The following is a 13,614-nucleotide window of genomic DNA, read 5'->3' on the forward strand; positions in this document are numbered from 1 at the left end:
CGGTGTCAGCTACCGGGGTTCGCGGCAGGCTCGCGCATTTGCTGCATGGCTGGTGACGCTGGAAGGAAGGCACGCGCCACGAGCGACGCGCCGAGCGCGATGAGCACGCACTTCGTGAGCAGGAAGGCGTTGTACCGCCAACCGAAGATGGCAAACGAGAGCGCTACGCCGATCACATACAACTCACCGAATACTGCCTGCGTCCAGCGGGGACGGACCCCTGCCGCAGGGACACGAGGCCTGAGGGACGGCACCAGGCGGGGAGCCGCAGAAACGTATGCTGTATAGGCCGGTCCAAGTGAGGTGAAGAGGAAGGCCTCCTCTCCCGCGATCAGGCGAAGCTGCAACAAGGCAATCACAGGGATGGTGAACAACGCGCCGCTCGGTGGCATCAGCAGCCCGAGCGCGAGAGCGTGAATCAACGTTCCGAGGTAAAGAGGATTGCGCACGTGGCGATAGGGGCCATCGGCGACGATTGCTCCACCGTGCATGGCACCATCCTTGACGATGGATGCTCCCAGGTATGCGCTGCCCCAAGTCCGGAGAAATGCGGCGAGCGCCGAAAAGACGATTCCGAGAAGCAGAACGCCGATCGTGGAGGCATCAAAGGAGGCCCACCCGTTGCGGGCCGGGAGGGATGCTAGGGCGAGCCACGTCGACTCGTGAGAACCCAACATACCGTTGAACGGGAGGAAGCGGCTCCAGGGTGCCCAGAAGCCCAGGGCGAAGACTATGGCGTGCAGGAAGTACCGGAGGCGAAATTCGAGGGCTGATGCGCGCATGATTCTTATCCTTTATTCCAGGCTGTTCGGTCGCCTAGCCGTTTGTCTAGCCAAGCGCAGCGAGAATGGCGTCGAAGTCTTCCACGCCGGAGTATTCGATAATTACACGGCCCTTGCCGCGGTTGTCCTCGATCCTTACCTTAAGGCCAAGCGTGCGCTGGAGGTTCTGCTGTGCCTCCCGGACGTTTGGATCGGCCTGGTCTTGTTTCTTATCTTCTTTCTTTTGTTTTACTTCTGGGTTTATCAGGCTATGAATATAGGTTTCTGTCTGGCGCACCGACATTGAAAGTGCCATGACCTTCTGAGCGGCAGCTGCGATTGCTTCGGGCGAGTCGAGCGCAAGCAGAGTACGGGCGTGGCCGAAGCTGAGTTCGCCAGCTTCAACCTTCTCCTGGACAGGCACTGGGAGGCGCAAGAGACGCAGGAAGTTCGCAACGCTCGCACGCTCTTTGCCGGTACGCGTGGCCATCTGCTCCTGGGTCATTTTGAAGTCATGCGCGAGACGCTGGTATGCCCGAGCCTGCTCCATGGGGTTCAGGTCGGCACGCTGGAGATTCTCGACGATCGTCATTTCCATGGCCTGCTCATCCGAGACGACTCGCAGGATCGCCGGAATATGGGTCTTGGAGGCCTTGCGCGAGGCGAGCAGGCGGCGCTCACCGGTGATTAGCTGGTAGCGCCCGCTCGGAAGCGTGCGAACGACGATCGGCTGGACGACACCGGTGGCGGCGATGGAGCTTGCCAACTCATTCAACTGCGCCTCGTCGAAGCGCGTGCGCGTCTGGAACGGGTTGCGGTCGATCTGGTCTACCGGAATCTCAAGAGGCTGGCCGTTCGCGGGTGCCGAGGCGGCGAGGTTGACTACAGCTGGTGCTGGTGCGGGGCGGCTGGGCAGGAGCGACTCTAGACCTTTGCCGAGGGCGCGGCGCTTCGGGTTCGGAACAGGCGTGGGAGGCATCGTTTTCATGCTGCTTTCTGTGGTCAGGATGTGGGCCAATGTACGGCAAACGTGGACAGATTACTTGTTATACGGCCAGAAGCGGACCTTCTTTTCCGGGATTCGCTTCTTCTCTTCTTCCTGCTCGGCACGCCGCTCGAGCTCGCGGGGGCTGACAATACCATTCCGTGTGAGAAGCTCCTGGGCGAGGGCCATGTAGGCCTCTGAGCCGCGGGAGCGGGGGTCGTAGAGGTGAACTGGTTTCCCGAAGCTGGGAGCCTCGGCGAGGCGTATGTTCCGTGGGATGGTTGTCTTGAAGAGCTTATCTCCAAAGAAACCGCGAAGGTTCTCAGTTACCTGCTGCGAGAGGTTCGTGCGGTCGTCGTACATGGTCAGCACGACACCTTCAAGAGCAAGACCATCATTGAAGGCGGCGGCGACCCGGTCGAGGGTACTCATCAACTCCGAAATCCCCTCGAGCGCGAAGTATTCGGCTTGCATGGGCACGAGGAGTCCGTCAGAGGCAACGAGCGAATTCAGGGTGAGGAGGTCTAGTGCGGGCGGGCAGTCAAGGATGATGAAGGGATATTCGGCTCGGATGGGAGCGAGCGCGTCGCGCAGGCGAAACTCCCGGCGATCTTGGGTGACTAGCTCGAGGTTTGCGCCGATGAGATTCTTCGACCCGGGCACGAGGAAGAGGGTGGGGATCTCGGTGGGAAGGATCGCCTCTTTCGCGGTTGCGTGCCCGAGTAGAAGGTCATACACGCTGATCCTTGGCTCGGCTTCGGGAAGGTCGCGGGGAAAGCCGAGTCCGCCCGTAGTGTTTGCCTGGGGGTCACAGTCGATGAGAAGGGTCTGGAGACCTTCGAGTGCAATGGCGGCGGCGAGATTAATGGCCGTCGTTGTCTTACCGACGCCACCCTTCTGGTTGACGATGGCGATGACCCTGCCCCGAGCGCGAACAATGGAAGCTACCGGGTCGGGCGCTGCAGCGGTTGTTGCTTCCGGCAGGGTCTGGGCGAGCTGTTTGGAATGCGGGTGAATGGTGATCATCGCGGTAGGTCGAGGTTACCGGGATGTGGGCGTGGTTACAAATGCTCGCCGGTATTCGGTGGGTTTCCGGCAGGAGGAGGCGTTGTTCCACGTGGAACAACTTGATGGGCGGTGTTTCACGCCGAAATGTTCCACGTGGAACATAGGCTAAGTCCTGGCAAATATCGTGACAATGCGATCGCTGGATTCAGGTACGTGGATCGTTTCCTCTTCTTGAAACCCGGAGATCTCGATTTGCTGTGCCGCGCCTTGACTCGTCAAGAGCACGATCTTAGAGCGGGATCGGAGCGAAGCACCCCTTAGAGCTGCCTCCATGTCATCCACCGCCCGAAGAGTGACGCAGTCGAAGCGAAGATCGGAAGGCATCTCCTCAACGCGCTTGGGCCAGACATCGATCGAAACGCCCAGACTTCTCACAGCTTCACGCAGGAAAGAGACTTTCTTGTTTTGCGACTCTGCGAGAGTGACCCGCACCTCCGGGTGCATCAAGGCGATCGGAAGCCCTGGAAATCCGGCTCCTGTCCCGTAATCGAGGAGCGTCGCGGACTCAGGCAGATGCAGGCCTGCGAAGAGGCTTTCGCCGAAGTGGCGCTTCACGATCTCTTCCGGAGTCCGAATCGCTGTCAGATTCGTCCGGGCATTCCACTTAAGCAAGAGGTCCAGGTACGCGGAGAGGCTCGCAAGCAGCGATTCAGGAAGATCGGGGAGAAACGGTTCCAGGAGGTACCCAATCACGGCAGTTGTCAGGGTCGGCATTCTGCTGATGATAGCGGGTCGGAAACCCCGCGTAGGACCTAGTTTGAGGCTCGCGGCCAAGCTGCAACTTCCTTCATGAACCTGGCGAAGAGTGCACGGGACGACGGGCTCTGCTCATAGCTGCGCTCCGGATGCCACTGCACTCCCAGGATGTAGTGACCTGGAGCATCGCCTTCGACCGCCTCAATGACCGCGTCCTGTGGGCAGCGAGCCGAGACACGCAGCCCTTCACCAGGGACGGCAACCGACTGATGATGACTGGAGTTGATGGGAAGCCGCATGAATCCGTCCTGCTCCGGCGCCTCGCTCGCGGCTGTGCCTTCCTCCTGGAGGATCGTTCCGAGCAGAGACTCGGGGGCAATAGCCGCTGTATGTGCGATGGCAACCGAGCGTCCCGCACGATGATTCACCGGGAGGATAGAGAGGTCTTGGACGAGAGCCCCTCCGCGCCACACGTTTAACATCTGAGTTCCAAAACATATCCCGAAGACCGGCTTGCGCAGCTGATGTGCGTCCTCGAGAAGGAAGGTATCCACCCGTTCCCGCGCGGGGTCCGCCGGGGCACACTCCTGGATACGATCCTGCCCGTACCGGTCCGGATCGACGTCTGCTCCACTGCCAGGCAGAAGCACTCCCTGGCAGGTGCTCGCGAGCGCAGCTAAGTCGCCATGCGCGAGGGTGAGCGGCACTTCTACCGGTTCTCCTCCCGACTGGCGGATAGCCTCGGCGTACACGATCCACGACCTCCTGTTGTATTCGAGGTCGTCGAAGGTGGGTACGGGGATGGCGATGCGGAGCGGGTGTGAAGTCGGAACGGTCGTCATGGCTGTTCTCTGGATGATATAGGCGATGGCACTGGCGGAAGCTACTCGAGGTCGCGAAATCAGTGCGTGGAGGCCTTCGAGACGAGCCTCCAGGACACTTTCCAAGGTGTAGGAGGATCAAAAAGTTCCTTCGATCGCTTGTAGGGAATCCTGGTGCGATTTCACCTCTTCTGACCGTGATTTTCGGTGTTCATAGGGACGGGAGAGCGTGCTGCGCGTACATCTTCGCGATCGAATCACGAAGCTTCTCGGTCAGCGCCTCGGCGTCGCGTGTGCTGAGACCGAGGGTCGACAGCGGCTCACCGATCACGACTTTGAGCGGGCGCGGAGTCAGGTGGTAGGTATGAATCGGCAGAAGCTCGTAGGTTCCAATCAGCGCGACCGGCACGAGCGGCACCTGCGCCTTGATCGCCATGAAAGCGCATCCAGGAAGCATCGTCTGGAGTGTACCCTCCTCCGACCGGCCGCCCTCCGGAAAGAGGACGAGAGGCAGTCCTGCCTTGAGGGTCGCGACGCCGCGTAGTAGTCCGGCGATGGCGGAGCGGCCCGACTTCTGATCGACCGGAACCTGTCCAGAGCGATTGAGGTACCAACCGACAAATGGGAGCTTCCAGAGCGATTGTTTGGCAAGGATGCGGAATTGGAAGGGAAGTCTCGCGAACAGAACAGGTGTGTCCATGTAGCTGAGGTGGTTGGAAGCGTAGACGGCCACCGGATGCGCACGCAGATGGTGCTGGTCGATGAGCGTAACCGGTGAGAAGCTGATCCAGAGCAAAGAGCGGGCCCAGATCCTTGCGATCGCATGCTGCTGCCGGCCCGACTTGTCCCAAAGGCCACACACGAGCGAGATGCAACCGAAGAAGGCCGTTGAAGCCGCGATCAGGGGCATCAGCACAAGGTACGTCAGGGTGCGCAGAGCAATTGGAGCCGTCTTGCGCTTTGGAAGAGGAGGAGCCGTGGTGCTCATGCCTGCGTCGCCAGGTGGCGCAGTTCGCCGACTAGATAGACCGATCCGGTCGCAACGATCAGGCCACCTGTTGGGGTGATCGCGCGGGCCTGCGTCAGAGCGGCCTCAAGATGCGGCGAAGCATGTGCCGGGATGTCGAGCCTCTGCGCTGCTGCGAGCAGATCCTCAACCTCGGCAGCACGCGGGTTCGGGATCGGGGCAAGAATGATGTGGTCATGCGCACGCGCCAGGTCGCCCGATGTGGAGTCGAACAGGGGAAAGAGGATCTTGGTCATCTCGTCGAGATCCTTATCGCGAAGGCAACTGAAGATGAGGGTGCGTGGCTGAGAGTCGGGAAGCTGGGTGATCGCGGCTCGCAGCGTCCAGGCGCCTGCGGGGTTGTGCGCTACGTCGAGCAGGAGGTTCGGGGGGAGAAACTCAAGCCTGCCGGGCCACTGTGTCCCGCGTATACCCGCTTCAACACTGGCGATCGTGGTTTTGTTACTTATTTTGTTGCCTATTCCCTCCCTTTGCAGAAATAAGCTACCTTCTCTGTTACTTATTTCGGCGGCAGCGGCCAAGGCAAGGGCGATGTTCCTCTGCTGGTGCTGGCCAGGTAATGGGGAGTTCACCTCAAGCGCTTGTCCTGCGAACGAGACGACATAGTGGTTCCGCGGAATCGGCTGCATGCTTGTGCTCGGCTCGCGCACGATTGCCTCCGGAGTCGGGATGTAATTGGCAGCGCTAATGGCATTTAGCCGGAGCCCGGCGGCGGCCTCTCCGATCGCCTGGTTCGCCTCCGGATGCTGCGGCAAGGTGATGAGCGTGCCCGACGGGCGCAGGATGCCAGCCTTCTCGCGCGTGATGTCGGCGATCGTGGGTCCTAGATAGTCCTGGTGATCGAGCGCGATGTCAGTCAGGATCGAGAGCACCGGTTCGACGATATTGGTCGCATCGAGCCTTCCGCCAAGACCGACTTCAAGGACAGCGATGTCGACACGCTGCTCGGCAAAGGAGAGGAAGGCGAGCGCGGTCAGCACCTCAAAGAAGCTCGGCATGTGCGGAAGCTTCCCTGTAGCGACAAGGTTCCGAGCGACATCGCCCACATGAGCGTAGTGCCGGGCAAAGTCCTCGTCGGAGATCGCGGCGCTATCCACCTGGATGCGCTCGTTCACGTGATACAGGTGCGGCGACGTGTAAAGGGCGGTCCGATAGCCCGAGGCGCTGAGAATGGACGAAAGCGTCGCGGCAGTTGAGCCCTTCCCATTCGTCCCGCCAATCAGGACAGACGGAAAGCGAAGCTGCGGATCACCGAGGGCACGAGCGAGGACGCGCATGTGCTCGAGATCGAACTTTCGGCGGGGAGCGCCATCAACCGGCGGAGCGAGTTCCTGGCCGAGTGCGTAGAGGTGGTCGACGGCTTCGGCGTAGGTGAGCATTGCGGTCATTTTACGATGTCCTCTCCACGGAAGCAGTTGCCGGGAAATTGGCCCGACGCCCGGCAGATGGAGGCGGGCATCGATCTTTATCAGGCTCCGGAGTTGCAGGGAAGAATTCTTTCAGTGCAAGATAAATGCAGAAACGGGAATCGGCGAGATTAACCCCTCCCCTGCGGTGCGGCCCCGCACTCAATTCAGGGTAATCCCCGCCGATAATTGTCCGAGGCCGTGGCAGGCCAGAGCTTGCCGGACTACGGGAGAGACGATATGGTCCTTGCGATTCTGATCACGTTGGGCGGTTTCGGTTTGTTGCTTCTGGTCGACTACTGGCGGGCGTGGGCCTGGGCGGAGCGGCAGGTCTCCTCGGCGCGCAAACGAGCTGATATCGAGGCACGACGAAGTGCATGGAACCTCCTGCAGACAACCGTGCGCGTCGGTTCCGGCTGGCGGCCCACCTGGAGCCACGACGGCGAGTTGAGCGTGCGCGTCTCGGCTCATTTGTAGACGCAGCAGCGATCTTCTAAAATCTGTCGCTTGGCGACCTTTCGATCCTGCACGTGCTCCAACCCGCAACTCGTCCGATCCAGACAGCGTGGAATCCTCGACCGCGTCCTCGCGATTTTCGGTGCCTATCCCTGGGCCTGCAAACGATGCGCATGGCGACAGTACCGCTGGAAGCGGAGTCGAGACGCCTGAGCGGGATAGGCTCAGGGCGGGGTGAGCACATCCCGCCAGGCGTCGGACTCTGCCAGCCGCTTGAGAAGCGCGAATCGTTGACGAAGAAGCTTGCGAATGTGTGGGATCAGGATAAGCCGGGCGACCAGGCGTCCGAGCGGACCAAAAGGCAGGGCAAAACGGACTTCATCCTCAAGCAGTGTGCCCGACGGCGTTTCTGTCAGGTGATGGTCGTGCTGGAACCGGGCAAAGCGGCCGCGCTCCTGGGTGTCCTGAAAAAAAGTGGGGTAGCAGTACCCCGTGATGAGCGTGTGATGCACCTGAGGGAGCAGGAACTTCCAACCGCGCCAGGTTACCCGATCGCCCATGGCAACATGCCCGCTTGTCCGTCCTGCAACCGGTGTGAGAGCGAGGGTCTGGCGAACGGTATCGATGTGCGTCGAGAGCAGGAAGCAGCGGTCGATGGGGGCCGCGATGGTGGTGGAGTGGCGGAGGATGTGGTCATGTCGCGGCATGGCTTTCTCCATCTGATGACGCCGCAGTGCCAACAGACCGGTTTCCTCTAAACGCCAGAGCCTCTCTGCTTCCAATGGGTTCTAAGTTTTTTGACGAGCTAGCGGAGCGCCCGCAAGCGCCATCTGGTCCGGATGCCTGGCTCGCCACCACTCGAGAACCAACCGGCGCCCCGGACGCTCAACGCCAAGGTGAAGACCGATCGAAATCCCGATCACGATCACGAGCTTCCATAGCGCGGAGGGGATCGTCTCACCGACTCCGAACGCGTTCTTCATCCAGTCGTTGAACAGGAAGTGGATGAGATAGAGGGAAAAGCTCGCCTCGCCCAGAAGCATCAGGAAGGGGACACTAAGCAAGCTGGTGAACCAATTCGGCTCGCAGAGCCCAAGGATGAGCAGGGCGAACAGGGGAATCAGAAGTCCGTTGTGAAGAAAGATCAGCGGAAGATGAGTGCCGAATAGGAGCACGGCCAGGGTTCCAATCGCGCCTGTAACCGCAAACAAGGCGGATTTGCTCTTGCCGACGCCGAAGCGAAGGTAGAACCATCCTAGCGACACGCCAGCAAAGAACTCGGGAATCGCCAGGAGCGGAAGCTTCCGCACCATATAGACATATCGCGCACCTGGTGCGATGGAACCCTCGAACTCCTGCCAGGATGCGTCCGGAAAGAGCACAATGCACACCAGAGGAGCTGCCAGACCCAGCAGCCAGAAACCTGCAACGGAAAGAATGGACTTCGTGGCCGTACTGGGACGAAGTCGAAGGATGAGGTAGGGAAAAGCCAGGTAAAAGAACGCCTCGCAGGAAAGGCTCCACGCGGGAACATTGAAGAAGGCAGCCGTGCGGATCGACCAGGACTGCACCATCAAAAGGTCGGTAACATAAGCAAGGATGTGTATCTTCATGTGAAACTGGCTTCGGTTAACATAGGCGGCAAACAACATGCTGATCAGGTAAACCGGGTAAACGCGCGCGAATCGGGCGACCCAGAACTTTACCGCGTTGCCCTTTCCGCTCTCATACTCGCGCGCGTGGCTATAGGTCAGGATGAACCCGGAGAGCATGAAGAAGAAACTCACGCCCACATAGCCCGAAGCCATGAAACCGGCGAAGATACCCCAGAGGCTGAATGGCCGAACTAAGTGGTAGAGCGCGACGTATAGCGCCGCGAAAAAGCGGATCGAGGTTAGAGCTTTAAGGTTTGGTAGCCGTGAAACGCCGGGCGTGTAAGCGGGGCTGCGGGCATCGGTAACCTGGCTCAGCTCCATCCAATCTCTCCCTTAGAAGCAACCGTGGGTCCCTCGTCCGTCCGAGGCCGGCTTTCCTTCGGGAGGGTCGGTGTGACCGAGCGAACCACTACGCCGGCCGTCTCAAAGTGAGAGACGCTGTGATTGTTGCTGTGTCCAAGAAAAATAGCTTTCTGCAACAGTAGCATAAGGGGGCGCGAGTTCTCTGGGAAGAAGCGGCCAGTCGCCTGCTCGAAATCGACGACGAGGTTATAGGTCGCATCGCATTTGGGACAGGTGATCTGGTCTTCGAGCGTGCGGTGAAACGACCCTTGCGGCAGGGGGCCGCACGGGTCTGTGCCGGAACGGATAGCGGCGATCGTTAGGTTCATGCTGCTCTCAGCCTAAACGATGCGTCCTGACGGCGCGCAGGGACGAAGGATTACTCAGCTTTGATCCGGCTGGAGATGCGGTCATATTCGGCCCGAGTGAGGATGTGCCGCGAGACCAATTCATCCGTGCTCTTGTAGGGCCGGCCCACGATCATCCTGCCGGCCGCGGCATCCGTCATTCCAGGCAGCGAGGCGAGGTCCTGCTCCGAAGCGGTATTCAGGTTCAGCGGGGCCAGGTTGCGGAGACCATCCTGCACACCTTGCACGGCGGCCTTGGCATCCTGTGTGGCAATGGCAGCCCCTCGAGCTGCCGACGCAGTCGCGTCGGCCGCATCCTGACGAATATTGTCCGGAGTTTTGGCGTTCGGGGTGCAGCCACAGAGGGAGAGTAGGCAGACGGTTGTGACAATAACGTGCTTCATGCCTCTGTCAGATGCGAAACAAACAAAGGGTTTGGCCCGCCCGGAAACAATCTTTTGCCCCGGGCGTGGCCTCTACTCGACGGTCAGCGTGGCGGCGTTCGTCGCGATCAGCGTCGTCGCGCGCCTGATGAAGTCCGCGACCGGCGCATTGCCTTCATCGCCCTTGCCGCGCGTCCGCACGCTCACTGAGTCGCTTGCCGACTCCTTATCGCCCATGATGAGGACGAACGGCGTCTTCTGCAGCGTGAACTCACGGATCTTGGCATTCATCTTCTCGTTCCGCGCGTCGAGTTCCACCCGAAGACCAGCCGCTTCGAGCCTTGCCTTCACCTGCTGCGCGTACTCGAGATGCTTCTCGCTGATCGGCACAAGCCCAACCTGAACGGGAGCGAGCCACATCGGGAACGCGCCCGCGTAGTGCTCGATCAGCACGCCGAAGAAGCGCTCCACAGAGCCGAACAACGCACGGTGGACCATGACGGGTCTGTGCTTCTCGCCATCCTCCGCCGTGTACTCCAATTCGAAGCGCTCCGGAAGATTGAAGTCGAACTGCACTGTCGAAAGCTGCCACATGCGGCCGAGCACGTCGACCAGCTTGATATCGATCTTCGGTCCATAGAAGGCGGCCTCGCCGGGAATTTCGCGGAAGGGAATGCCCTTGCGATTGAGCGCCGACTTCAGCGAGTTGATCGCAAGATGCCAATGCTCCTCGGAGCCCGTATAGCTCTTGCGATCGTTCGGGTCCCACGTCGAAAGCTCCACCTTGAACTCGTCGAAGCCGAAGGTCTTCAGCGTCAACTGCGCAAAATCGATGCAGGCGACCACCTCGTCTTCGATCTGTCCCGGCGTGCAAAAGATGTGGGCATCGTCCTGCGTGAAGCCCCGCACGCGCAGAAGTCCATGCATCGTTCCGGAGCGCTCATACCGGTACACGTTGCCCAGCTCCGCATACCGCTGGGGAAGATCGCGATAGCTGCGAGGCGAGTTCTTGTAGATGAGGACGTGACCCGGGCAGTTCATCGGCTTCAGCCTGTACTCAGCGTCATCAAGCTCCATTGGCGGATACATATTCGCCGAGTAGAACCCCTCATGACCACTGATCTTCCAGAGCTCGCGGCGCATGATGTGCGGAGTGAAGACAAGATCATAGCCACGCTTGATACATGCTTCGCGCATCCAGTCTTCCATCGCGCGGCGAATGATTCCGCCCTTCGGATGCCAGAAGATCAGACCTGACCCGGCGACCTCCTGGATGGAGAAAAGGTCGAGTTGCTTGCCAAGCACGCGGTGATCGCGCGCCTTGATCTCTTCGAGCCTCTTGAAGTGCGCTTCGAGGTCCTTGCCATTAAAGAAGGCCGTCCCGTAGATGCGCTGGAGCTGCTGATTCTTCTCATCTCCGAGCCAGTACGCCCCGGCGACCGACGTCACCTTGAACGCCTTCACCCGTCCTGTCGAAGGAACATGCGGGCCGCGGCAGAAGTCACTGAAGCTGCCGTTCCGGTAGAGCGAAATCTCGTCACCCGGTTTCGTGAACTTCTCGATGAAGTGGACCTTCATGAACTCGCCTTCGGCGGCGTAGTCGGTCAACCCCTTCTCACGAGCCTCTTCCTCACGCACGAACGGCTCGTTGCGAGCGACGACCTCAGCCATTCGTGCCTCGATCGCTGCGAGATCGGCATCGGAAAATGGCGTCGGGCGATAGACGTCGTAGAAGAATCCCTGGTCCGTCGCCGGTCCGTGCCCGAGTTTCGTCTCGGGGAAGAGCTCGAGGATCGCGGTCGCCATCACGTGCGCGGCAGAGTGCCGCACCACCTTGAGCGAGGCCTCATCCTGCTCCTTGAGCAGCCATAGTTCCACCGGCTCCGTCAGTGGAGCGGTCAGGTCGACGAGCCGCGTCCCATCAAGGTCCGTGGCATCAGCCGCATACATTGACTCCTCGGAAGCGGGAGAGTCAGGCGCTTCGGGATCGCGCCGGCTCGCGGCAGGCCTCAGGGGACGAATGCGTGCAACTACAACCGCCGCGGCAAGGCGCGGCGAGATGGCGTTCGCGATATCGAGCGGTGTGGTTCCGGAGGCGACTTCGCGGATAGAACCATCGGGAAGTTTTACTTCGATCACTGCGGCGCTGGAGACGACTTCATTTGCGGACATTTGGGCTTCACTCACAAATATAAGCATAGAGCTTCGCCCGGGACGCGTCGATGCGCCTGGACGGCGATCGCCTCCGAACTCAAGGCCAAGCCCCGAAAGTGTTACCGCTTCCTCCCGACAGTGCCATTGTTGCGCCCCCGTAAACGCCGATAGAGTCAGCATCACCGGCGACCAACAGCCGGGTAGCTCTACCACTGAAACACGGAGGAACGGCGATGCAGGTTCTTTGTGAGCGTTCAAACACTGGAAGCGACGTACGTTGTACCATCTGCGGTCAGGGATTTCTCGTTTACTGGCAGAGGACTTCTCCTTCCGAGCGCGCCCTCGCCCGTCAAAAGGTCATCCTGACCCTCAAGGAACATCACGAGAACGAGATGTCCGGCCATCACGCGCATCCGAGCGAGCGCTTCTCCATCCCAAGCTGGGATACCGATGTGCGCTTTGCGGCGATCGCGGAGCACGAAGAGCATCATCTGCAGCGAGCCTAACCATCAGCAAACCCCAAACCGGCCGGCGGGCGTCCCCTTGAGTGGCCCGCCGCATCTGACCGGGTGAGGTGTTTCGCATGAAAGCTGTGGTGCTTCACGAATATGGCGGCCCGTCCAAGCTCAAATATGAGGACTTTCCCGACCCCGTAGCGGGTCCCGGCGAGATTCTCGTACGCGTCGCGGCTGCGAGCATCAATCCCGTCGACTACAAGATGCGCTCCGGTGCGGCGAAGGAACGCTTTCCTGTAGAGTTCCCCGGCATCCTCGGGCGCGACGTCTCCGGCACCGTCCGAACACTGGGCGAGGGAGTCACCGGCTTTGAGCCCGGCGACAAGGTGATGGCGTTCAGCCCCGGAACCTACGCCGAACTCGTCGCCGTAAAAGCGACAGACCTGGCTAAGGTCCCCGAAGGTCTCGACCTGGTAGAAGCAGCGGCCCTCCCGCTGGTCACACTCACCGGCGCGCAGTTGATCCTCAGAGGCACCGAGACCCACAGCGGCCAGACCGTCCTCGTGACCGGCGCGGCTGGTGCGGTCGGCCGCTCCGCTGTGTGGACCGCGAAGAAGCAGGGAGCCACAGTCATCGCCGGAGTCCGTAAGAAGCAGATCGAAGAGGCTGGCACGCTCGGAGCCGATCAGGTTCTGGCGCTCGATGACGACGATGCGATGGCAAAGCTCGGCTTCATCGATGCCATCGCCGATACTGTAGGTGGAAAAACAGCCGAGGCTCTCCTGGCCAAGGTCAAGCAGGGAGGCATCTTCGCCTCGGTCGTCAGTCCGCCCGTAAACGGCGCTCTCCATCCGACGATCAAGGTCGTTTCCGTCCGCGCTCAGCCTGATGCCGAGATGCTCCGCGGCCTTGCGGAGGACGTGGTCGCAGGCCACTTGAAGATCCCTATTGACCGGATGGTGCCGCTCGAAGACGCGGGAGAAGCACAGGCTGCGGTCGAAAAAGGCGGCCTCGGCAAAGTCCTTCTACTCGTCGGAACCGCTGCACCGGCCAACTAG

General features: G+C 60.5%; 15 protein-coding genes. 3 read left to right on the forward strand and 12 right to left on the reverse strand.

Translation table 11 applies throughout. The features are described 5' to 3' along the window. Window positions 1-5: 5 nt before the first annotated feature. The 7 genes from GRAN_RS08320 to GRAN_RS08350 form a co-directional block, all read right to left on the reverse strand. Window positions 6-782, reverse strand: a complete 777-nt coding sequence (locus GRAN_RS08320; RefSeq protein ID WP_128912445.1) for a methyltransferase family protein — start codon at window positions 780-782, stop codon at window positions 6-8. Window positions 783-828: 46 nt separating this feature from the next. Then, window positions 829-1,740 carry a ParB/RepB/Spo0J family partition protein gene (locus GRAN_RS08325; protein WP_128913038.1) on the reverse strand — a complete coding sequence of 304 codons (912 nt, stop codon included), beginning with the start codon at window positions 1,738-1,740 and terminating at the stop codon, window positions 829-831. Between the two features lie 60 nt (window positions 1,741-1,800). Next, window positions 1,801-2,772: a ParA family protein gene (locus tag GRAN_RS08330; protein WP_128912446.1), complete on the reverse strand. Its 972-nt coding sequence runs from the start codon at window positions 2,770-2,772 to the stop codon at window positions 1,801-1,803. Window positions 2,773-2,919: 147 nt separating this feature from the next. After that, window positions 2,920-3,528, reverse strand: a complete 609-nt coding sequence (gene rsmG / locus GRAN_RS08335) for a 16S rRNA (guanine(527)-N(7))-methyltransferase RsmG (RefSeq protein ID WP_128912447.1) — start codon at window positions 3,526-3,528, stop codon at window positions 2,920-2,922. Window positions 3,529-3,566: 38 nt separating this feature from the next. Continuing rightward, entirely contained in the window at window positions 3,567-4,352 is a 786-nt protein-coding gene (locus GRAN_RS08340; RefSeq protein WP_128912448.1) for a gamma-glutamyl-gamma-aminobutyrate hydrolase family protein, read from the reverse strand. A 190-nt stretch (window positions 4,353-4,542) separates the two neighbouring features. Continuing rightward, window positions 4,543-5,319, reverse strand: a complete 777-nt coding sequence (locus tag GRAN_RS08345; protein WP_128912449.1) for a lysophospholipid acyltransferase family protein — start codon at window positions 5,317-5,319, stop codon at window positions 4,543-4,545. Beyond that, window positions 5,316-6,746, reverse strand: coding sequence for a bifunctional folylpolyglutamate synthase/dihydrofolate synthase (locus GRAN_RS08350; protein WP_241654410.1), 1,431 nt, complete (start codon window positions 6,744-6,746; stop codon window positions 5,316-5,318). The genes GRAN_RS08345 and GRAN_RS08350 overlap by 4 nt, the downstream gene beginning before the upstream one ends. A 258-nt stretch (window positions 6,747-7,004) precedes the next feature. Here GRAN_RS08350 and GRAN_RS08355 point away from each other — a divergent pair, with 258 nt between their 5' ends. Beyond that, window positions 7,005-7,241, forward strand: a complete 237-nt coding sequence (locus GRAN_RS08355) for a hypothetical protein (RefSeq protein WP_128912450.1) — start codon at window positions 7,005-7,007, stop codon at window positions 7,239-7,241. 203 nt (window positions 7,242-7,444) lie between these two features. On the opposite strand, the gene GRAN_RS08360 is transcribed toward GRAN_RS08355, so the two are convergent. The 5 genes from GRAN_RS08360 to thrS all read right to left on the reverse strand — a co-directional run bounded on the left by GRAN_RS08360 (window position 7,445) and on the right by thrS (window position 12,119). Then, the gene (locus GRAN_RS08360; RefSeq protein ID WP_241654411.1) at window positions 7,445-7,927 is read right to left on the reverse strand and encodes an SRPBCC family protein; all 483 of its coding nucleotides are present in this window, start codon (window positions 7,925-7,927) and stop codon (window positions 7,445-7,447) included. Between the two features lie 81 nt (window positions 7,928-8,008). Continuing rightward, on the reverse strand, window positions 8,009-9,196 hold the full coding sequence (locus GRAN_RS08365; RefSeq protein ID WP_128912451.1) for an acyltransferase family protein: 1,188 nt from the start codon (window positions 9,194-9,196) through the stop codon (window positions 8,009-8,011). Further along, entirely contained in the window at window positions 9,187-9,546 is a 360-nt protein-coding gene (locus tag GRAN_RS08370) for a hypothetical protein (protein WP_192897980.1), read from the reverse strand. The genes GRAN_RS08365 and GRAN_RS08370 overlap by 10 nt, the downstream gene beginning before the upstream one ends. Before the next feature lie 50 nt (window positions 9,547-9,596). Continuing rightward, entirely contained in the window at window positions 9,597-9,968 is a 372-nt protein-coding gene (locus tag GRAN_RS08375) for a ComEA family DNA-binding protein (protein ID WP_128912452.1), read from the reverse strand. Window positions 9,969-10,040: 72 nt separating this feature from the next. Then, window positions 10,041-12,119, reverse strand: coding sequence for a threonine--tRNA ligase (gene thrS / locus GRAN_RS08380; RefSeq protein ID WP_128912453.1), 2,079 nt, complete (start codon window positions 12,117-12,119; stop codon window positions 10,041-10,043). A gap of 215 nt (window positions 12,120-12,334) precedes the next feature. Between thrS and GRAN_RS08385 the strand changes: the two genes are divergently transcribed. Both GRAN_RS08385 and GRAN_RS08390 read left to right on the forward strand, forming a co-directional pair. Beyond that, window positions 12,335-12,607 (forward strand): hypothetical protein, encoded by a 273-nt coding sequence (locus GRAN_RS08385; protein ID WP_128912454.1) that lies wholly within the window; start codon window positions 12,335-12,337, stop codon window positions 12,605-12,607. Between the two features lie 77 nt (window positions 12,608-12,684). Further along, window positions 12,685-13,614 (forward strand): NADP-dependent oxidoreductase, encoded by a 930-nt coding sequence (locus GRAN_RS08390; RefSeq protein ID WP_128912455.1) that lies wholly within the window; start codon window positions 12,685-12,687, stop codon window positions 13,612-13,614.

Source organism: Granulicella sibirica (assembly GCF_004115155.1).
Taxonomy (GTDB): domain Bacteria; phylum Acidobacteriota; class Terriglobia; order Terriglobales; family Acidobacteriaceae; genus Edaphobacter; species Edaphobacter sibiricus.